The sequence below is a fragment of the Bradyrhizobium sp. ORS 285 genome (assembly GCF_900176205.1).
In the GTDB taxonomy this organism is placed as follows: Bacteria; Pseudomonadota; Alphaproteobacteria; order Rhizobiales; family Xanthobacteraceae; genus Bradyrhizobium.
Genome location: NZ_LT859959.1, coordinates 434,625 through 453,771, shown reverse-complemented (window position 1 = coordinate 453,771; position 19,147 = coordinate 434,625). Strand labels below are relative to the sequence as shown.

Below are 19,147 nucleotides of genomic sequence, written 5' to 3'. Positions count from 1 at the left end.
TCATCCTTCGAGACGCTGCGGCCCCTCAGGATGAGGGTCTAACTACGTCCCTTGGTCGGGACCTTGTTGAACGGCACGTCCTTGTCCACGCGAATGTCACCCGGCAGGCCGAGCACGCGCTCGGCGATGATGTTGCGCAGGATCTCGTCGGTGCCGCCAGCGATGCGCATCGAGGGCGCCGTCAGCAGCATCTGCTGGAACTGGCCCTGGGTCTCCGCCTCGTCCGCGCCGGTGAGCACGCCTGCCGCGCCTTCGAGGTCCATGGCGTAGGTCGCGATGTCCTGCAGCATGACGCCGGCGACGAGCTTGCCGATCGAGTTCTCCGGACCCGGCCGATCGCCCTTGGAGAGCGCCGAGATCGCGCGGTAGCTGGTGTACTTCAGCCCGCTCGCCTTGACGGCCCAGGACGCAAGCTTGGCGCGCGTGGCGCGATCATCGATCGCCAGACCGTTGTCGGTCATCAGGTTGGCGCAGAACTCGAACATCTCAGGGAAGCCGGTCGCGAGCCGCGCGCCGATCGACATGCGCTCGTTCATCAAGGTCGTCAGCGACACGTTCCAGCCGTCGCCGACCGCGCCGAGCCGCTGCGAGTCAGGGATCACGACATCCGTGAAATAGACCTCGTTGAACTCCTGCATGCCGTTGGCCTGCTTGATCGGACGGACTTCGACACCCGGGCTCTTCATATCCAGGAAGAACATCGTGAGCCCCTTGTGCTTGGGCACATTGGGATCGGTGCGCGTGATCAACAGGCCGTAGTCAGAGTAGTGCGCGCCGGAGGTCCAGATCTTCTGGCCGTTGATGACCCAGTCGTCACCGCGCTTCTCCGCGCGGGTGCGCAGGCCCGCGACATCCGAGCCGCCGGCGGGCTCGGAGAACAGCTGGCACCAGATCTCCTCGCCGGAGGCGAGCTTCGGCAGGTAGCGGCGCTTATGCTCCTCGCTGCCATAGGCCATCACGGTCGGGCCGCACATGCCTTCGCCGATCTGGAACGGCTGTGTCAGCTTGCCGTAGACGCCCTCTTCCTGCTGCCAGATCACGCGCTCGATCGGCGTGGCGCCGCGGCCGCCATACTCCTTCGGCCAGTGCAAACACGCCCAGCCGGCATCGGACTTCTTCTTCTGCCAGGCCTTGCCGACCTCGACGATGTCGGCGTGCTTCAGCCGGATGCGCCCGAGCGAGGAGCTCGCGAGCTCTTCCTCCAACTCCCTGGGCGCGTTGGCGGCGACCCAGGCGCGCGCGGTCTCGCGAAAGGCGGCTTCCTGCGGGGTGTCGTCGAAGTTCATGCCCTGACCCTCACTTGATATGCGTAGGGCGGGTTAGCCGAAGGCGTAACCCGCCACCTCCCTGGCTTCGTTCAAGCCATCGGCGGGTTACGCTGCGCTAGCCCGCCCTACGGCTCCATTCGCTGCTCCTCATGGTGAGGAGGCGCTTCTTGGCGCCGTCTCGAACCATGAGGCCCCCATCTCGGCCGCATCCTTCGAGACGCTGCTGCGCAGCTCCTCAGGATGAGGGTCTACGCCCGGCCCTTGGTCGGCACCTGGTTGAACGGCAAATCCTTGTCGACGCGGATGTCGCCGGGGAGGCCGAGCACGCGCTCGGCGATGATGTTGCGCATGATCTCGTCGGTGCCGCCTTCGACGCGGGTGCCGGGCGCGCGCAGCAGCATCGCCTGGAATTTTCCGGCGACGTCGGCCTCGGGGCCGCTGAGCACGCCCGCAGCACCTTGCAGATCGAGCGCGTAGGTCGCGACGTCCTGCACCATCGAGCCCGCGACGAGCTTGCCGATCGAGTTCTCCGGTCCGGGACGCTCGCCCTTCGACAGCGCGGAGATGGCGCGCATGCTGGTGTATTTCAGCCCGCTCGCCTTCACTGCCCAGTTCGCCAGCTTCGAGCGCACGTTGCGGTCCTCGATCGCGGGACGGTCGTCGAGCATGATGTTGGAGCAGAAGTCGAACAGCTCCGGGAAGCCGGTCGCGACGCCGGCGCCGATCGACATGCGCTCGTTCATCAAAGTGGTGAGCGCGACGTTCCAGCCGTCATTGACCGCACCGAGTTGCTGCGAGTCCGGGATCACGACATCGGTGAAATAGACCTCGTTGAAGTCCGAGTGGCCGCTGGCCTGCTTGATCGGGCGGACCTCGACACCCGGGCTCTTCATGTCCAGGAAGAACATGGTGAGGCCCTTGTGCTTCGGCACGGTCGGATCGGTGCGCGTCAGCAGGATGCCGTAGTCGGAATAATGCGCGCCCGAGGTCCAGATCTTCTGGCCGTTTATCACCCACTCGTCGCCGCGCTTCTCCGCGCGGGTGCGCAGGCCGGCGACGTCGGAACCGCCCGCCGGCTCGGAGAACAGCTGGCACCACACCTTCTCGCCCGACGCGAGCGGCGGCAGATACTGCCGCTTGTGCTCCTCGGAGGCGTAGGCCATCACGGTCGGGCCGCACATGCCGTGGCCGATGATGAACATTGCGGAGAGCTTGCCGAACGGCCCCTCCTCCTGCTGCCAGATCACGCGCTCGATCGGCGAGGCGCCGCGGCCGCCATACTCCCTCGGCCAGTGCAGGCAGGCCCAGCCGGCATCGGCCTTCTTCTTCTGCCAGGCCTTGGCGACCTCGAGAATGTTAGCGTTCTTCAGCATGGTGCGGCCGAGCGAAGAGGCGCGCAGCTCGTCTTCATACTGCTTCGGCGCATTGGCCGAAATCCACGCACGCGCCTCGGCGCGAAACGCCGCCTCCTGCGGGGTGTCATCGAAGTTCATGGCTCCAGCCTCTCATCTCGTAGGGTGGGCAAAGGCGCGACGCGCCGTACCCACCGATCCAAACCGCGACACTTGCGGTGGGCACGCTTCGCTTTGCCCACCCTACGAACTCACCGAACCTCACGCCGCGTTGCGCTTGCGCATGCGGTCGATCAGCTGATCCTCCCAATAGGACAGGCTGCCGAGGCCGAGCGCGAGCGCGTTGGCGCGGCGGTAGTACATGTGGCAGTCGAACTCCCAGGTGAAGCCCATGCCGCCGTGGACCTGGATGTTGTTCTTGCCGCAATGCTGATAGGCCTGCGTCGCGCTGATGCGCGCCGAGGCCGCCGCTTCCGGCAATTCCGGCGCATTAGTCGAAAGCGCCCAGGCGCCGTAATAGGCGTTGGAGCGCGCGAGCGTCGCCGAGACATACATATCCGCCAGCATGTGCTTGACCGCCTGGAACGAGCCGATCGGCCGACCGAAGGCGATACGGTCGAGCGCGTAGTCGCGGCCCATCTCCAGCGCGCGATCGGAGCCGCCGACCTGCTCGAACGCCGTCAGCACCGCGGCGCGGTCGAGCACCTGGCTGATGATGCTCCAGCCCTCGCCGGCCGCGCCGAGCGGCTCGGCCTTGCAATTCGTGAAGGTGAGCTCGGCCTGGCCGCGGGTCGGATCGAGATTGGTCAGCGCCTTGGCCTCGACGCCGCCGGCCTTGGCATCGACCAGGAACAGCGAGATGTCGCTGTCGCGGCCGGTCGAGGCCGTGCGCGCGGCGACGATGATGAGGTCGGCGATGGCGCCGTCGGCGACCGGCTTCTTGGTGCCATTGAGCACGCCATTGGCAGCGGCGAGCTTGATCGCCTTCGGCGACGGATTGCCGGTGCCCTCGAACAGCGCGAGCGTGCCGATCGTCTCGCCGCTCGCGATCTTCGGCAGCCAGGCCTGCTTCTGCGCATCGCTGCCGGCGAGCATCAGCGCTTCCGCAGCCAAATAGACCGTCGACGAGAACGGCACCGGCGCCAGCGCGCGGCCGACTTCCTCGGCGATCACGCAGAGTTCGAGATGGCCGGCGCCCGCGCCGCCATACTCCTCGGGGATGGCGACGCCGAGGAAGCCCATCTCGGCAAAGCCCTTCCACAGCGCGCGGTCATAGGCCTCCTTGCCGTCGAGCACGACGCGCACCGCTTTCGGCGGGCACTTCTCGGCCAGGAATTTCCGCGCTTGGTCCCGCAGCTGTTTCTGATCGTCGGAGAAATCGAAGTTCATGGCCGTTACTCTATTGTTGGAAAGGGTTTGGGTGGTCGTCCCGGCGAAAGTCGGGACCCATAACCACCGGCGATTCGATGACCCGGAACGAGCTCCGGAGGATACGGATAAGCCTGGGAGTATGGGTCCCCGCGCCGCGTGCGCAATTGCGCACTAGGCGGGGACGACACGGAGCAAGTGGCACGGACGTCATCACAGCACGATCACGTCGCTGTCGGGCGTGGCGGCATAGAGTCGCTCGACAAGCGCGGCGCGGCGCTCCAGGCCGGCGCGCTGGTTGATGTAGCCCTTGTCGGTCAGCTCGTGGCCATCGATCGACGGCGGCTCGGCCATCAGCATTGCGCGGCCGATGCGCCGGCTGCTGGCGCCTTCGCACTCCTTGTTGTGGGCCTGGAGACCGCGGCGGACGCAATCGATGACCGCGGGATGCTTCACCACATCCTCGAAGGTCGCCTCGGGATTGCCGACCAGTTGCCGGCAGGCGTGCAGGTTCGGCCAGGCGAGCAGGCCGACATATTCGCGATCCTGCCCGGCCACCAGCGCATCATGGATCGCCGGCGTCGCCGCGGCAATCACATCGGTGCGCAGCGAGCCGACATGCACGAAGGTGCCGGTGGTCAGCTTGAAATCCTCGACCACGCGGCCGGCGAAGATGATGCCCTGCGCGGGATCGTCGGCGTCGACGAACACGCCGGCATCGCCGATGCAGTAGAAGCCTTCCTCGTCGAACGCCTTCTTCGTCAGCTCGGGCTGACCGAGATAGCCGGGCATCACGTTGATGCCACGCAGCCGCAGCTCATATTTGTCGCCGGTCGGCACCATCTTCAGCTCGACGCCGGGGAATGGCAGGCCGATCAGGCCGACGCGCTCGGTGTTCCAATAGGTGCCGGTGGAGGTCGGCGCGGTCTCGGTCGAGCCCCAGCCGGTGTAGAACACGATGCGCTCGCCGGTGGTTTTCACGGCCAGCGCCTGCATGCGCTCGTAGAGATCGTCCGGCAGCCGCGCCCCGCCATAGGCCATGATGCCGAGATCCTTGAAGAAGGAGCGGCACAGTGCGTCGTCCTTCTCCATCGCCGCGGCCAGCGCGGCGTAGCCGGCGGGAACGTTGGCGTAGTAGGTCGGCGACACCTCGCGCAGATTCTTGATGGTCTCGTCGAACATGCCGGGCATCGGCCGGCCGTCGTCGATGTACAGCGTGCCACCGTCGATCAGCAGCGGATTGAACGCCGCATTGCCACCCATCGTATGATTCCACGGCATCCAGTCCAGCACCGTGGAGACCGGCGCATCCGGCGCACGCGGACGCGTCTGCATCATCATCGCCGCGTTGGCGCACATCATCCGCTGGGTGTTGATGACCGCCTTGGGCATGCCGGTCGAGCCGGAGGTGAACAGAAGCTTGCCCACGGTTTCAGGCGTGATCTGCGCGATGGAGGCATCAACGTCGGCGGTGACGGGCGTCGCGGCGAGATCGGTGAAGCTGACGCTCGGAATGCCCTCGCAGGGACGCGCGACATGAACGACGGTGACGCCGTCGAGATCGATCGCCCTGAGCGCCTTCTCGAACGTCGGGCCATCCTGCACCATCACGACGCCGGGCTTCACCAGCCCGAACAGATATTTCAGCTTGAGGTGATCGTGGCTCATCAGCGAATAGGCCGGCGATACCGGCGCCGCGGGGGAGCGGGCCTGCATCGCGGCGAACGTCATCAGCGCATGCTCGATCGAATTGCCCGAGAGGATCGCGACCGGGCGGCCGTCGAGCTTCAGATTGAGCAGGCCCTGCGTCAGCCCGTCGACAGTGCGCTTGGCCTCCGCATAGGACAGCTTGCGCCACTGCCGCTCGGGGCCGGTGCGCTGCGCGAGCCAGGTTCGCGTCGGCGCTTCCTTGGCCCAGCGCGCGAGCGGCGCGGCGAGATGCGGCTCATAGGCCTGCAGCGGAATGCGCGACTTGATGATGATCGTGCCATCGTCGCGCCTGTCGACATCGATGTCGCGCGCCAGCCAATTGACCTTGCGGAATGCCGGCTTCTCCAACACCTTCGCTGCCGTCCCGTCCATTTTGCGTCTCCCGAAATATCGTCCTTTGCGGATCTTGATATCTAGCGGTTGGTATAGACCGGCTTGCGCATCTGGAGGAAGGCTTCAATGCCTTCCTTGAAATCCTCGGAGCGGCTGCACAGCACCTGGTTGCGATCTTCCATCGCGATGACGGCTTCGATCGACGACGCATCGACGCTCATGTTGAGGCATTCCTTCGACAGCCGCAGACCGACCGGCGATGCCGTCATCATCGCATCGATGAAGGGGGCGGCCGCGCTCTCCAGCGCATCCTCCTCGACGATCTCCGATACCAGTCCGACCATCAGCGCGCGCTCGGCGCCGATGAAACGTCCGGTGAGAATCAGTTCGGAGGCGACGGAGACGCCGACCAGGCGCGGCAAAAAGTAGCTGGTGCCGATGTCACAGCCGCCAAGGCCGAGCTTGATGAACGCGCAGTTCATCCGCGCCGAGCGCGTGGCGATGCGAATGTCGGCGGCGAGCGCCAACGCGAAGCCGCCGCCGGCGGCCGCGCCCTGCACCAGCGCAATGATCGGCTGCGGGCAGCGCCGCATCAGCATCACGATGTCGGCGATGCGGCGCTGCGAGTCCAAGGATTCCGTCACGCTGGGCGGCTCATTGACGCCGCCGCGGCGCTGCATGGCGGCCTTGAGGTCGAGGCCGGCGCAGAAGTTCTTGCCGGCGCCCCTGAGCACGACGACGCGCGTTGTGCGGTTGCGCTGCAGGCTTTCGAAATAGGTGTTGAGCGCATCGATCAGCGCGGGGTCGAGCGCATTCAGGCTCTCCGGGCGATTGAGCGTCACCCGGTCGACGCCGTTGTCATGCTCGATCAGCAGCGGTTGGGACATGGCGCGCTCTTTCCTCACCGTCATCCCGGCGAACGCCGGGATCCATAGCCACCGGCTTGATTGGTTAGAGCGCGGCGTCTGCCAGAGTGCCTCTCACAGACGCCGCGGAGTATGGGTCCCGGCTCAAGGCCGGGACGACAGCCGAATGCGCGTTACCGCGGGGCCATGCGGATGGCGCCGTCGAGGCGGATGGTTTCGCCGTTCAGCATCGGGTTCTCGACGATGTGGACGGCGAGGTTGCCATATTCCGAGGCGTCGCCGAGACGGGCCGGATGCGGCACCTGGGCGCCAAGGCTCTTGCGCGCCTCCTCGTTCAGACCCATCAGCAGCGGCGTCAGGAACAGGCCGGGCGCGATGGTGTTGACGCGGATCTTCTGGCTGGCGAGATCGCGCGCAGCCGGCAAGGTGAGGCCGACGACGCCGCCCTTCGAGGCCGAATAGGCGATCTGGCCGATCTGGCCTTCATAGGCCGCGACGCTGGCGGTGTTGATGGCGACGCCGCGCTCCTCGCCGATCGGCTCCGCCGTGACCAGGCGCTCGGCGAACAGCCGCAGCACGTTGAAGGTGCCGATCAGGTTGACGTTGATGATGCGCGCGAACTTCGCCAGCGGATAGACGCCGTCCTTGCCGACGATACGCTGCGAGCCGCCGATGCCGGCGCAGTTCACCAGCACGCGGGCGATGCCATGCGCTGCTTCCGCCTTGGCGATGCCGGCCTTGACCTGCTCCTCATTGGTGACGTCGGCATGGACAGCGACGCCGTTGAGCTCGGCCGCGACCTTCTCGGCATTCTCCAGGCTCTGATCGAGCACGGCGATCTTGGCGCCCTTGGCCGCCATGGCGCGCGCCGTGGCGGCGCCGAGACCCGAGCCACCGCCGGTGATGAGAACGGCAACGTTGTTCAACTGCATGGTTAAGTTTCCTCCCTGGATGTTTCTTGTTGATGGCAACGAGCGCGCAGCGGACCTAGTCGTTTGTTGCCCGTTTCAATATCCCGCCGCAGATCAGCGCCTCCATATGGGCGATGTACTGGCGGCAAACCTCGTCGGTGACCGGGCCGACGCCAATCGCGCGCGACATGGCGTGGCGGCCGAAGAACAGGTGATCGCAGGCGCCGATCAGGCTGGTGTAGAACAGCACGGGATCGACATCGCGAAACTCGCACTTGGCGATGCCCTCCTCGATCAGCCGGCGATGGAATTCCAGCAGGGGCGCGACGAAGAATTTCGACACTTCGTCGGCGGCCTCGGCGCTGCTCTCGTGCAGGAGATAATGGATCAGCCGGTTCATGTAGGGAAACCGGTGATAGGCGCGGATGATGCCGCTGATGTGCAGCTTCAGCTTGGCCGTCGGTGGCAGCGGCTGCGCCAGCAGATATTCGAGATTGGCGACTTCGGTGGCCGCGTCACGGGCGAGCAGCGCCAGCAGCAGGCCGTCCTTGTTGCCGAAATGGTATTTGACCAGCGCGGCATTCGAGCCGGACTTCTGGGCGATGTCGCTGAGCGAGATCTCGATCGAGGACCGCTGGATCATCAGCTCGCTGGCAGCGTCCAGCAGCTTTTCCGCGGTGGCATTCCGCCCTACGGCAAGCTTCTCCGGCGCGCTATTCTGCAGCTGAGGTCCCAAAACGGTGCCCACCCTGGACGTTTCCCACCTGATTGTTGGGTCCAGATAAGCCGAAGCCGGAGTCGATCTCAAGAGTTAATTGATCGATTGACTAAAGCTCAATCGCGCATTTAAATCCCTCCCAATCAACGAACCAAGTCTAGGGAGGAAACCTCATGGCGGAAGCCTATATCGTCGCGGCTGCGCGCACGGCCGGCGGTCGCAAGGGCGGTCGTCTGGCCGGCTGGCATCCGGCTGATCTGGCGGCAAAGGTGTTGGACGCGCTGGTCGAGCGCTCCGGCGCCGCGCCGGACCAGGTCGAGGACGTCATCATGGGCTGCGTCATGCAGACCGGCGAGCAGTCGACCAACATCGCCCGCAACGCGGTGCTGGCCTCGAAGCTGCCGGAGAGCGTCCCGGGCACCTCGATCGACCGTCAGTGCGGCTCGTCGCAGCAGGCGCTGCATTTCGCCGCCCAGGCGGTGATGTCGGGCGCGATGGACGTCGTGATCGCCGCCGGCGTGGAGTCGATGACCCGCGTGCCGATGGGCCTGTCCTCGACCTTGCCGGCCAAGAACGGCTTCGGACATTACAAGAGCCCGAGCATGGAGAGCCGTTATCCGGACATCCAGTTCAGCCAGTTCACCGGCGCGGAGATGATGGCGGAGAAATACGGGCTCTCCAAGGACGAGCTCGACGAATACGCCTATCAGAGCCACCAGCGCGCGATTGCCGCGACGCAAGGAGGGCACTTCAAGGATGAAATCATCCCGCTGCAGATCACCCGCGCGGACGGCTCGACCGACACGCATCACATCGACGAGGGCATCCGTTTCGACGTCAGCCTCGACGGCATCAAGGGCGTCAAGCTGATCGCCGAGAACGGCAAGCTGACGGCGGCTTCCGCCAGCCAGATCTGCGACGGCGCCTCGGGCGTGATGGTCGTCAACGAGCGCGGCCTGAAGTCGCTTGGCGTCAAGCCGCTGGCGCGCGTGCACCACATGACCATGATGGGCGGCGATCCCGTGATCATGCTGGAGGCGCCGCTGCCGGCGACCCAGCGCGCACTGCAGAAGGCCGGCATGTCGATCGACGACATCGACCTCTACGAGGTCAACGAGGCCTTCGCCTCGGTGCCGACCGCTTGGCTCAAGACCACCGGCGCCGATCCGAGCCGTCTGAACGTCAATGGCGGCGCGATTGCGCTCGGCCATCCGCTCGGCGGCTCCGGCACCAAGCTGATGACGACGCTGCTGCATGCGCTGAAGCAGCGCAACAAGCGCTACGGCCTGCAGACCATGTGCGAAGGCGGCGGCATGGCGAACGTCACCATCGTCGAGCGGCTGTAGCCCTCGCAACACCACCGGTGTCGTCCCGGCCTTGAGCCGGGACCCATAACCACCGAATTGGAATATCGAGCGAGCTGGAGCCACAGCTCGCTCTCACCACAGGCGCCTGTGGTTATGGGTCCCGGCTCAAGGCCGGGACGACACCATTTTCCTGATTTAGCGGTGAGCCCATCATGACCCACCCGTCCATTTACGCCCAGAGCCATCCCGACAAGATCGCCTATCAGATGGCGGGCACCGGCAAGGCCATCACCTATCGCGAACTCGACGAGCTTTCCAACCAGGGCGCTCAGCTGTTCCGGGCGCTGGGGCTGAAGGCCGGCGACCACATCGCTTTCCTGATGGAGAACCGGCTCGCCTTCATGGAAATCGCCTGGGCCGCGCAGCGCTCCGGTCTCTACTACACCGCGATCAGCCGATATCTCACCAAGGACGAGATCGCCTACATCATAAGGGATTGCGGCGCCAAGGTCTTCATCACCTCGCCGAAATGCGCCGAGCAGGTGCGCGACCTCGTGACGCCGGATGGCCCGCTGTTCTTCATGGTCGACGAGCCCGAGCCGGGTTTTCGCTCCTGGGACAAGGAGGCCGGCGCCCAGCCCAAGACGCCGATCGCCGACCAGGTCGCCGGCTACGACATGCTGTATTCATCGGGGACGACGGGACGGCCGAAGGGCATCAAGAAGGATTTCGAAGGCAATCCGATCGATCAGCCGAACCAGTTTCTGCGCGTGCTGTGCGCCGACATGTGCGGCATGAACGCCGAGAGCATCTATTTGTCGCCGGCGCCGCTGTATCATGCGGCTCCCTTGCGCTTCAACATGATGGCGATCACGCTCGGCGGCACCTCGATCATCATGGAGCATTTCGACGCCGAGGACTTTTTGCGGCTCGTCGAGAAGTACAAGGTCACGCAGTCGCAGCTGGTGCCGACGATGTTCGTGCGCATGCTGAAGCTGCCGGAAGATGTCCGCAAACGCTATGACGTTTCGACTTTGAAGGGCGCGATCCATGCGGCGGCGCCCTGCCCGGTCGACGTCAAGGCCAGGATGATCGACTGGTGGGGCCCGATCCTGATCGAGTACTATGCCGGCTCCGAGGGCAACGGCGTCACCGTCTGCACCTCCAAGCAATGGCTGGAGCATCGCGGCAGCGTCGGTCGCGCCGTGGTTGGCAAGATCAAGATCCTCGGCGAGGACGACCAGGAGATGCCGACCGGCGAGATCGGGACGGTGTATTTCGCCGATGCGCCTCAATTCTCCTATCACAACGATCCGGAGAAGACGAAGCGCGCCTACAACGCCAAGGGCTGGTCGACGCTCGGCGACGTCGGCTATCTCGATGCCGACGGCTTCCTGTATCTGACCGACCGCAAATCCTACATGATCATCTCCGGCGGCGTGAACATCTATCCGCAGGAGACCGAGGACGTCCTGATCACGCATCCTGATGTCGCCGACGTCGCCGTGTTCGGCGTGCCCAACGAGGAGATGGGCGAGGAGGTCAAGGCTGTGGTGCAGCCGCACGACATGTCCCGCGCCGGCAAGCAGCTCGAGGAGCAGCTGATGCTGTTCTGCCGTCAGCATCTGTCGCCGATCAAATGCCCGCGCTCGATCGACTTCGAGCCGGAGCTGCCGCGCACGCCCACCGGCAAGCTGGTGAAGCGGCATCTGCGCGAGCGCTACTGGCCGAAGAAGGGTGCGGCGTAAGAGAGGCGCGGGCGCCACTCCACGCAAGCTGTCGTCCCGGCCTTGAGCCGGGACCCATAGCCACCGTCTTTTGTTTTGCGAAGGCTGGAGCTGCCAGTCAACCTCACCACACCGCTCTGTGGTTATGGGTCCCGGCTCAAGGCCGGGACGACACTGATGAGGGCCGCGATGACCTCCTCCTCCCCACTTCCAGCTCTTCCCCCTCTCCCTCTTCCTCCCACCATCCGCTCGCGCTACGTCGACGGCATCAACGGCCTGCGCATGCACGTGCTCGAAGCCGGGTTCGAAACGCCCGACCGGCCCTGCGTGCTGCTGCTGCACGGCTTCCCGGAGCTCGCCTATAGCTGGCGCAAGGTGATGCCGGCTCTTGCGGCGGCGGGCTATCACGTGCTGGCGCCGGACCAGCGCGGCTATGGCCGCACCACCGGATGGAGCGCGGACTATGACGGCGACCTCGCGCCGTTCCGCTTCACCAATCTCGTGCGCGATGCGCTCGGCGTTGTCTATGCGTTCGGCCACCGCCATGTCGCGGCCGTCATCGGCCACGATTTCGGCAGCCCGGTCGCGGCGTGGTGCGCCATCATCCGCCCCGACGTGTTTCGATCGGTCGTGATGATGAGCGCGCCGTTCCCGGGGCCACCGGCGGCACCGTTCGACATCGCCAACCATTCTCTCGCGCCACCCGATGATCCCGTGCATCGCGATCTCGCCGCGCTGCCGCGGCCACGCAAGCACTATCAGTGGTACTACTCGACGCAAGAGGCCAACGCGGACATGCATCGCGCGCCACAAGGCCTGCATCACTTCCTGCGCGCCTACTATCACCACAAGAGCGCCGACTGGCCCGGCAACAAGCCAACGCCACTGCAGGCGTGGACCGCAAGCGAGCTCGCCAAGCTGCCAACCTACTACGTGATGGACCTCGACAAGACGATGGCCGAGACCGTCGCCGAGGTGATGCCCGACGCGGCTACGATCACCGCCAATCGCTGGCTGCCGGACAGCGAGCTCGCGGTCTACGCCGCCGAATATGAACGAAGCGGCTTCCAGGGCGGCCTGCAATGGTATCGCTGCGGCACATCAGGCCTGTTCGACGCGGAATTGCAGACATGGTCGGACCGCACCATCGACGTTCCGTCTGCATTCATCTCGGGCCTGCAAGACTGGGGCATCTACCAACGGCCCGGCGTGATCGAAGCAATGCAATCCCGAGTGTGCACCAACATGATCCTGTGCGAGCTGATCGATCGCGCCGGTCATTGGGTGCAGCAGGAGCAACATGAACGAGTGAACGAGCTCCTGTTCACGTTCCTGAACAAATCGACAGCCTGATTTCGGACGCCGTTGCGACCTAATCATGCGAATCGAGGAACGAAAATTCGGGCTGCGACGTTTTGGCATCCGGGCGATGCGCATCAGGAGAAGATTTATGGATAAGAGAATCGCAGGCTTGCTCGGCGCGGTTGCCGCTGTCGGCGCGCTCGGCACGGCACCGGCGTCAGCGGCTCCGGCCCCATCCGACGTGCTGAAGGCCAACTCCTACGCGGATCTGCTCGAGCCGATCCCCAATGCGGCCGAGGTGCTGCAGGCGCTCGACGAGCAGGCGCCGGCGGCGGCCGAGCCGAAGGTGCAGTTGGCGCAGTGGTACCATCACCACCATCATCATCACCACCATCACCATGGCTACTGGCGCGGCTATGGCTATGGGTACGGCTATGGCCCGCGGGTGTATGTGGTGCCGCCGCGGCGCTATTATCATCACCACCACCATCATCACCATCACCACTGGTACTACGATCGCTATTGATCGTCGTGAGGTGAAAGCCGTAAGGGCGCCGGCCGCGAGGTCGGCGCCCTTTCGTTTGAGGGGCACGCTGACGAAATTCGTTGCCGCGGCGAGGGAACGCTTCCAGTTTGTTACGCCGTCATGCCCGGGCTTGTCCCGCCTGCGCGGCCGAAGCCGCTTCGGCGCGGCGAAGGCCCGGGCATCCACGTCGTTCGGCAAGCTGAGAACCGCGTGGATGGCCGGGACAAGCCCGGCCATGACGACGCTGAGAGAGGTGAGCAAAAAACTTGGACGATCATTTACAGTTGTCCTGCTTTGCTTTGGCGAGGGTCTTAGGACTTGCGCGCCTTCTCCTTGGCGGCGCGATGCAGGTGGCGGTAGGTGCCGTCGAACACGGTGTCGGTGCTCGACACCCATTCGGTCTCCTTGGCGAGCACGGGACGGCTGGCGTGGATGCGGCGCGACTGCAGCTCGCGCTCGGCGGCCTCGTCGGGGCTCATCGGCTCCACCGTGAAGTTCGCCTCCTCGGGGATGACAATGACTTGCGCGAACGGCTCGCCGGGACGGAAGATGTGAGTCCGCCCCTCTGCCGGCGCCTTGAAGACGCAGAAGAACAGCATCGGCCAAAAATTTCGGATCAGCGCCGGCACCGCGATCGGGCACGTATCGGTGCGATCGGTGTAGAAGCGCGGATGCGGCTCGGTGCGGATCGCAAAGCCCGGGGGCACCTTGAGGTCGAGCAGGATCTGATAGGTGTAGAAGGCGTCACCGAAATTGCGGAACGGCGGCCATTGCAGGCTCGGGCTCGGCGGCTCGCCCCAATCCCCCGACAATTCGAGCTTTCCGTCGCGCGTCGTGACCTGCAGCTCGAAATCATAGGGGTAGAACAGCTCGATGCCGTATTGCGCGCCTTCGGAGAACGGCACGCAGTGCCAGACCTGCTCGTGCGAGCCATTCGCGCGCGGCTGCCGCTCGCCTGCCCAGCCCGGAATGTCCATCCTGGTGCGGCGCGGCGCCAGTCCTGGATCATTCAGCCTGTATTTGACGCTGGTCATTGGAACTCCTTAGGTAGCTGAGCGGAAACCCGAACGGTGAATTAGCCCAGGAGTTCCCTGACTGGGGCCTGAATGCGACCTCACGAAATGTTTCGCGGCCATGGCGCGGCGGCAGTTTGACCGCGCTGCGGCAGATCCATATACAGTTTAGAAACGTTCTAAACACTCGACTGTTGAGAACGTCAATCCGGGGACCTTGGAATGAAGAATTTCGCCGACCTCACCGAGCGCGAGATCCTGGCGATCGCGATCTCTGCCGAAGAGGAAGACGGCCGCATCTACATGAGCTTCGCGGAGGACCTCGCGGAGCGGTATCCGGATTCGGCGAAACTGTTCGAGCAGATGGCCGAGGAGGAAAAGGGTCACCGCCACATGCTGCTCGAGCTCTATGAGGAGCGCTTCGGCAAGAACCTGCCGCCGATCCGGCGCGAGAACGTCAAGGGCTTCATGCAACGCCGGCCGATCTGGCTGACCAAGAACCTGTCGCTCGACGCCATCCGCAAGGAGGTCGGCACGATGGAGTTCGAGGCCGAGCGCTTCTACGCCAAGGCCGCCGAGCAGGCCAAGGACGTCGGCGTCCGCCGACTGCTCGGCGATCTCGCGCTGGCCGAGAAGGGCCACGAGCAGGTCGCGGCCAAGCTGACCGACGAGATCCTCAGCCCCGACGTGCGCCACAAGGAAGACGAGACGCGGCGGCGCGTGTTCGTGCTGCAATATGTGCAGCCCGGCCTCGCCGGCTTGATGGACGGCTCGGTGTCGACGCTCGCGCCGTTGTTCGCGGCCGCCTTCGCCACGCATCAGAACTTCCAGACCTTCCTGGTCGGCCTCGCAGCATCGATCGGCGCCGGCATCAGCATGGGCTTTGCCGAGGCGCTGTCGGACGACGGCTCGCTGACCGGCCGCGGCTCGCCCTGGCTACGCGGTGCGGTCTGCGGCGCGATGACGACGCTCGGCGGGCTTGGTCATACCATGCCCTATCTCGTGCCGGACTCCTGGACCAACGCGTTCTGGATTGCGACGGCGATCGCCGGCCTGGTCGTGTTCTTCGAGCTGTGGGCGATCGCCTATATCCGCGCGCGCTACATGGACACGCCGTTCATGCAGGCGGTGTTCCAGATCGTGCTCGGCGGCATCATCGTGCTGGGCGTGGGGATATTGATAGGCGCGGCGTAGCATCATCGCGGCAAACGGAACTTCCAGTCGCGAGACTGATTGCGCCAACTCGATCACAACGGAAGGCACGTCATGACACCACGCCTGCACTACGGCACGCCCGCAAAACTTCTGCATTGGCTGGTGGTGGCGCTGCTCGCCATCCAATATCCGATCGGCTGGCTGATGCCCGACCTGCATGCCAACACGCCGCCGGGCACGCCGATGATCCTGCACATCTCGTTCGGCCTCACCATCCTGGCCCTGATCGTGGTGCGCTTCATCTGGCGTCTCACCCATCCCGTCGCGCCGGAGAGCTCGCTGCCGCCGTGGCAGCGGCTGAGCTCGGAGGCCGTGCACTGGGCGCTCTATGTGATGGTGCTGGCGACCACCATCACCGGCTGGCTGTTCGCGTCGTTCCGCGGCTGGACCGTGTCGTACTTCTATCTGTTTCAGCTGCCGATGCTCGCCGCGCGCAACCCGGCCGGCAACCGCGCCATTGATGGACTGCATCAAACATCTGAGTGGCTGCTGCTGATCCTGATCGTCGTCCATGTCGGCGCGGCGCTGGCGCACATCTTCGTCTACCGCGACCGCGTCATGCAGCGCATGCTGCCCGGCTGACCGCGCAATTTCAGTCAAGCGCCCGCCATCGGCCTGAGGTAGAAAGGACCTGCACGCACATAGGGAGCAGGACCTTGGCCGCATCGCAATGGACGTTTGCAACCGCCGTCGAGACGGTGAAAGCCCTGGCGCATCGCGAGGTTTCATCGGTCGAGCTGACGCAGCTCGCCATCGACCGCATCACGGGACATGACGACAAGATCAACGCCGTCTGCGTGCGCGATTTCGACCGCGCGCTGCAGGCCGCGCGCGCTGCCGACGAGCGGCTCGCGCGCGGCGAGCGCGGGTCGCTGCTCGGCCTGCCGCTGACGGTGAAGGAGTCCTTCAACGTCGCCGGCCTGCCGACGACCTGGGGCTTTCCGCAGCAGAAGGACTTCATCGCAGCTGAGGATGCGCTGACGGTGACGCGCGTGAAGGAGGCCGGCGGTATCGTGCTCGGCAAGACCAACGTGCCGCTCGGGCTCGGCGACTGGCAGAGCTACAACGACATCTACGGCACCACGAACAATCCGTATCATCTCGGCCGCACGCCGGGCGGCTCCTCCGGCGGCTCGGCGGCGGCGCTCGCGGCGGGCTACGGTTCGCTGTCACTCGGCTCCGACATCGGCGGCTCGCTGCGCGTGCCGGCGTTTCATTGCGGCGTCACCGCGCACAAGCCGACCTATGGCCTCGTGCCGACGCGCGGCCACACGCCGCCGCCGTTCCCGCCGCTGCCGAACGAGGCCGACCTCGCCGTGGTCGGCCCGATGGCGCGTTCGGCTGCCGACCTCTCGCTGCTGCTCGACGTGATGGCAGGACCCGACCCGATCGAGGCCGGCAAGGCGTATCGGCTGGAGCTGCCGCCGGCGCGGCACACGCGCCTGCAGGATTTCCGCGTGCTGGTGGTGGCGAGCGATCCGCTGCTGCCGACCGACAGTGCCGTGCGCGGCGCGATCGAGCGGCTCGCTTCCGATCTGGCGAAGGCTGGCGTCCATGTCGTCAGCGAAAGCCCGCTGCTGCCGGATTTCGCCACGACCACCCGGCTCTACATGCGCCTGCTGCTCGGCTTCCTCGGCGCGACCATGCCGCCGCAGGTCCATGCCGAGGCGAGCCAGGCCGCCGCGCACCTGCCGAAGGAGGCCACGACGCTCGCCGCCGAACGCCTGCGCGGCATGGCGCTGAGCCATCGCGACTGGGTGCAGGCCAACAACGCCCGCTTCGGTCTGCGCGCGCAATGGCGGGCATTGTTCGAGAGCTTCGATGCGGTGATCTGCCCGATCATGCCGACGCCGGCGTTTCCGCACGACCACTCGCCGGATCAGCGGGCGCGCCGCATCAGCATCGATGGCGTGGAGCACGACTACAATGATCAGTTGGCCTGGCCGGGCATCGCCACGCTGCCCGGCCTGCCGGCGACGCAGATCCCGCTCGGGCTCGCTGATGGCCTGCCGGTCGGCGCTCAGATCGTCGGCCCCTTTCTCGAAGACCGTACGCCGCTCAAGCTCGCCGAACTGATCGAGCGCGAGTTCGGCGGCTTCACGCCGCCCCCGATGTTCACGGATTAGTTCGCGTCCGTCGCAGGCTTGGTCGCACGCCACACCCATCGCCGTCGTCCCGGCCTCGAGCCGGGACCCATACCGCGGAATCTATCGAGTATAGCGCAACTATCAGTCATCGTCCCATGACCGCCGGTGGCTATGGGTCCCGGCTCAAGGCCGGGACGACGGCGGTATGTGGAGCGGCAAAATGCCCGCCTCACGCATCGAACATGATCACGCTGCGCAGCGTCTTGCCGGCCTTCATGTTGGCAAAGCCCTCGTTGATCTCGGACAGTTTCAGCTTGGCCGAGATCCAGTCCTCCAGGTGCAGCTTGCCGCGCAAATAGAATTCGACGAGGCGGGGCATGTCGACGCGGAAATGGTTGGAGCCCATCGACGATCCTTGGATGCGGCGCTCGCGCAGGAAGTCGAAGCCGTGCAGCTCGATCTTCTGGCCGAACGGGATCATGCCGACGATGGTCGCGGTGCCGCCCGGCGCCAGCATCGCGAAGGCCTGCTCGGCGGTCTCCTTGCGGCCCAGCACCTCGAAGGCGTGATGCACGCCGCCCTTGGTGAGCTCGCGCACCTGCGCCACGACGTCGCCATCGGCGGGATTGACGATGTCGGTGGCGCCGAGCTTGGTCGCGAGCTGCAGCTTGGCCGGGTTGGTGTCGATGGCGATGATGCGCCCGGCGCCGGCGATCTCCGCGCCGTTGATGGCGGCCATGCCGACGCCGCCGCAACCGATCACCGCCACGGTCTCGCCCGCCGTCACGCGCGCCGTATTGACTACCGCGCCGTAGCCGGTGATGACGCCGCAGCCGATCAAGGCGGCGAGCTCGAGCGGCATGTCCTGGCGGATCTTCACGATCGCGTTCTCGTGCACCAGCATCTGCTCGGCGAAGGACGACAAATTGAGGAACTGGTGCAACTTCTCGCTCCGTCCCCATGACAGCCGGTTGGAGGCGCCGGGCGGCATCTTCACCGTCGTGTCGGTGCACAGCACCGGCCGACCTGTGGTGCAATTGTCGCAGGTGCCGCAGAATACCGAGAGACAGGTGACGACGTGATCGCCCGGCTTCACATAGGTGACGTCGGAGCCGACCTGCTCGACGATGCCGGCGGACTCATGCCCGAGCACCGCGGGCAGTGGATGCGGATACAGACCTTCGATGAAGTGCAGGTCGGAATGACACAAGCCAGCTACGCTCGTGCGGATCAGCACCTCGCGCGGCCCCGGCTTGGGTACGCTGATGTCCTCGATAACGAGCGGCTTGTTGACCTCCATCAGCACGGCGGCTTTCATAGGCGTTCTCTCCCTGTTTTGTTTCTTGTTCGTACCCAGCTGTTTCGGCGCGGACACTGCGCTCCCTCTCCCCGTTCTTACGGGGAGAGGGTTGGGGTGAGGGGCAGACGCGCGAGTGGTGTACGT

The 19,147-nt window shown here is 65.4% G+C and carries 16 protein-coding genes; 7 read left to right on the top strand and 9 right to left on the bottom strand.

Annotated elements, in window-relative coordinates:
- Positions 1-38: 38 nt before the first annotated feature.
- The 7 genes from BRAD285_RS01990 to BRAD285_RS01960 form a co-directional block, all read right to left on the bottom strand.
- Complete coding sequence (locus BRAD285_RS01990) at positions 39-1,286, bottom strand: acyl-CoA dehydrogenase (RefSeq protein WP_006611326.1); 1,248 nt, start codon at positions 1,284-1,286, stop codon at positions 39-41.
- A 230-nt stretch (positions 1,287-1,516) separates the two neighbouring features.
- Positions 1,517-2,761 carry an acyl-CoA dehydrogenase gene (locus BRAD285_RS01985; RefSeq protein WP_006611325.1) on the bottom strand — a complete coding sequence of 415 codons (1,245 nt, stop codon included), beginning with the start codon at positions 2,759-2,761 and terminating at the stop codon, positions 1,517-1,519.
- Positions 2,762-2,881: 120 nt separating this feature from the next.
- Positions 2,882-4,009 carry an acyl-CoA dehydrogenase family protein gene (locus BRAD285_RS01980; protein WP_006611324.1) on the bottom strand — a complete coding sequence of 376 codons (1,128 nt, stop codon included), beginning with the start codon at positions 4,007-4,009 and terminating at the stop codon, positions 2,882-2,884.
- A gap of 192 nt (positions 4,010-4,201) precedes the next feature.
- On the bottom strand, positions 4,202-6,070 hold the full coding sequence (locus BRAD285_RS01975) for an AMP-binding protein (protein ID WP_006611323.1): 1,869 nt from the start codon (positions 6,068-6,070) through the stop codon (positions 4,202-4,204).
- 41 nt (positions 6,071-6,111) lie between these two features.
- Positions 6,112-6,918 (bottom strand): enoyl-CoA hydratase/isomerase family protein, encoded by an 807-nt coding sequence (locus BRAD285_RS01970; RefSeq protein ID WP_035645869.1) that lies wholly within the window; start codon positions 6,916-6,918, stop codon positions 6,112-6,114.
- Between the two features lie 152 nt (positions 6,919-7,070).
- A complete protein-coding gene (locus BRAD285_RS01965; RefSeq protein ID WP_006611321.1) occupies positions 7,071-7,829 on the bottom strand; it encodes an SDR family NAD(P)-dependent oxidoreductase in 759 nt (252 codons plus the stop codon).
- A 55-nt stretch (positions 7,830-7,884) separates the two neighbouring features.
- Positions 7,885-8,544 carry a TetR family transcriptional regulator gene (locus BRAD285_RS01960; RefSeq protein ID WP_006611320.1) on the bottom strand — a complete coding sequence of 220 codons (660 nt, stop codon included), beginning with the start codon at positions 8,542-8,544 and terminating at the stop codon, positions 7,885-7,887.
- 155 nt (positions 8,545-8,699) lie between these two features.
- Between BRAD285_RS01960 and BRAD285_RS01955 the strand changes: the two genes are divergently transcribed.
- The 4 genes from BRAD285_RS01955 to BRAD285_RS01940 all read left to right on the top strand — a co-directional run bounded on the left by BRAD285_RS01955 (position 8,700) and on the right by BRAD285_RS01940 (position 13,388).
- Complete coding sequence (locus tag BRAD285_RS01955) at positions 8,700-9,872, top strand: acetyl-CoA C-acetyltransferase (protein ID WP_006611319.1); 1,173 nt, start codon at positions 8,700-8,702, stop codon at positions 9,870-9,872.
- A gap of 173 nt (positions 9,873-10,045) precedes the next feature.
- Positions 10,046-11,581: an acyl-CoA synthetase gene (locus BRAD285_RS01950; protein ID WP_006611318.1), complete on the top strand. Its 1,536-nt coding sequence runs from the start codon at positions 10,046-10,048 to the stop codon at positions 11,579-11,581.
- Positions 11,582-11,842: 261 nt separating this feature from the next.
- Positions 11,843-12,913 carry an alpha/beta fold hydrolase gene (locus tag BRAD285_RS01945; RefSeq protein WP_006611317.1) on the top strand — a complete coding sequence of 357 codons (1,071 nt, stop codon included), beginning with the start codon at positions 11,843-11,845 and terminating at the stop codon, positions 12,911-12,913.
- A gap of 97 nt (positions 12,914-13,010) precedes the next feature.
- Positions 13,011-13,388, top strand: coding sequence for a hypothetical protein (locus tag BRAD285_RS01940; RefSeq protein ID WP_006611316.1), 378 nt, complete (start codon positions 13,011-13,013; stop codon positions 13,386-13,388).
- A gap of 311 nt (positions 13,389-13,699) precedes the next feature.
- Here the strand turns inward: BRAD285_RS01940 and BRAD285_RS01930 are convergent, their stop codons facing one another.
- Positions 13,700-14,422 carry a hypothetical protein gene (locus tag BRAD285_RS01930; protein WP_006611315.1) on the bottom strand — a complete coding sequence of 241 codons (723 nt, stop codon included), beginning with the start codon at positions 14,420-14,422 and terminating at the stop codon, positions 13,700-13,702.
- Between the two features lie 201 nt (positions 14,423-14,623).
- On the opposite strand from BRAD285_RS01930, the gene mbfA reads away from it, so the two are divergent.
- The 3 genes from mbfA (at position 14,624) to BRAD285_RS01915 (ending at position 17,742) form a co-directional block, all read left to right on the top strand.
- Entirely contained in the window at positions 14,624-15,595 is a 972-nt protein-coding gene (gene mbfA, locus BRAD285_RS01925) for an iron exporter MbfA (RefSeq protein WP_006611314.1), read from the top strand.
- A 72-nt stretch (positions 15,596-15,667) separates the two neighbouring features.
- The gene (locus BRAD285_RS01920; protein WP_006611313.1) at positions 15,668-16,198 is read left to right on the top strand and encodes a cytochrome b; all 531 of its coding nucleotides are present in this window, start codon (positions 15,668-15,670) and stop codon (positions 16,196-16,198) included.
- 74 nt (positions 16,199-16,272) lie between these two features.
- Positions 16,273-17,742: an amidase gene (locus BRAD285_RS01915; protein ID WP_006611312.1), complete on the top strand. Its 1,470-nt coding sequence runs from the start codon at positions 16,273-16,275 to the stop codon at positions 17,740-17,742.
- 190 nt (positions 17,743-17,932) lie between these two features.
- Here the strand turns inward: BRAD285_RS01915 and BRAD285_RS01910 are convergent, their stop codons facing one another.
- Positions 17,933-19,021 (bottom strand): Zn-dependent alcohol dehydrogenase, encoded by a 1,089-nt coding sequence (locus tag BRAD285_RS01910; RefSeq protein ID WP_006611311.1) that lies wholly within the window; start codon positions 19,019-19,021, stop codon positions 17,933-17,935.
- Positions 19,022-19,147: the final 126 nt, after the last annotated feature.

Excerpts from the sequence above, each read along its gene's own strand:
- BRAD285_RS01990 (WP_006611326.1), bottom strand. The coding sequence starts at position 1,286 with ATGAACTTCGACGACACCCCGCAGGAAGCCGCCTTTCGCGAGACCGCG.
- BRAD285_RS01985 (WP_006611325.1), bottom strand. The coding sequence starts at position 2,761 with ATGAACTTCGATGACACCCCGCAGGAGGCGGCGTTTCGCGCCGAGGCG.
- BRAD285_RS01980 (WP_006611324.1), bottom strand. The coding sequence starts at position 4,009 with ATGAACTTCGATTTCTCCGACGATCAGAAACAGCTGCGGGACCAAGCG.
- BRAD285_RS01975 (WP_006611323.1), bottom strand. The coding sequence starts at position 6,070 with ATGGACGGGACGGCAGCGAAGGTGTTGGAGAAGCCGGCATTCCGCAAG.
- BRAD285_RS01970 (WP_035645869.1), bottom strand. The coding sequence starts at position 6,918 with ATGTCCCAACCGCTGCTGATCGAGCATGACAACGGCGTCGACCGGGTG.
- BRAD285_RS01965 (WP_006611321.1), bottom strand. The coding sequence starts at position 7,829 with ATGCAGTTGAACAACGTTGCCGTTCTCATCACCGGCGGTGGCTCGGGT.
- BRAD285_RS01955 (WP_006611319.1), top strand. The coding sequence starts at position 8,700 with ATGGCGGAAGCCTATATCGTCGCGGCTGCGCGCACGGCCGGCGGTCGC.
- BRAD285_RS01950 (WP_006611318.1), top strand. The coding sequence starts at position 10,046 with ATGACCCACCCGTCCATTTACGCCCAGAGCCATCCCGACAAGATCGCC.
- BRAD285_RS01945 (WP_006611317.1), top strand. The coding sequence starts at position 11,843 with ATGCACGTGCTCGAAGCCGGGTTCGAAACGCCCGACCGGCCCTGCGTG.
- BRAD285_RS01940 (WP_006611316.1), top strand. The coding sequence starts at position 13,011 with ATGGATAAGAGAATCGCAGGCTTGCTCGGCGCGGTTGCCGCTGTCGGC.
- BRAD285_RS01930 (WP_006611315.1), bottom strand. The coding sequence starts at position 14,422 with ATGACCAGCGTCAAATACAGGCTGAATGATCCAGGACTGGCGCCGCGC.
- mbfA (WP_006611314.1), top strand. The coding sequence starts at position 14,624 with ATGAAGAATTTCGCCGACCTCACCGAGCGCGAGATCCTGGCGATCGCG.
- BRAD285_RS01920 (WP_006611313.1), top strand. The coding sequence starts at position 15,668 with ATGACACCACGCCTGCACTACGGCACGCCCGCAAAACTTCTGCATTGG.
- BRAD285_RS01910 (WP_006611311.1), bottom strand. The coding sequence starts at position 19,021 with ATGAAAGCCGCCGTGCTGATGGAGGTCAACAAGCCGCTCGTTATCGAG.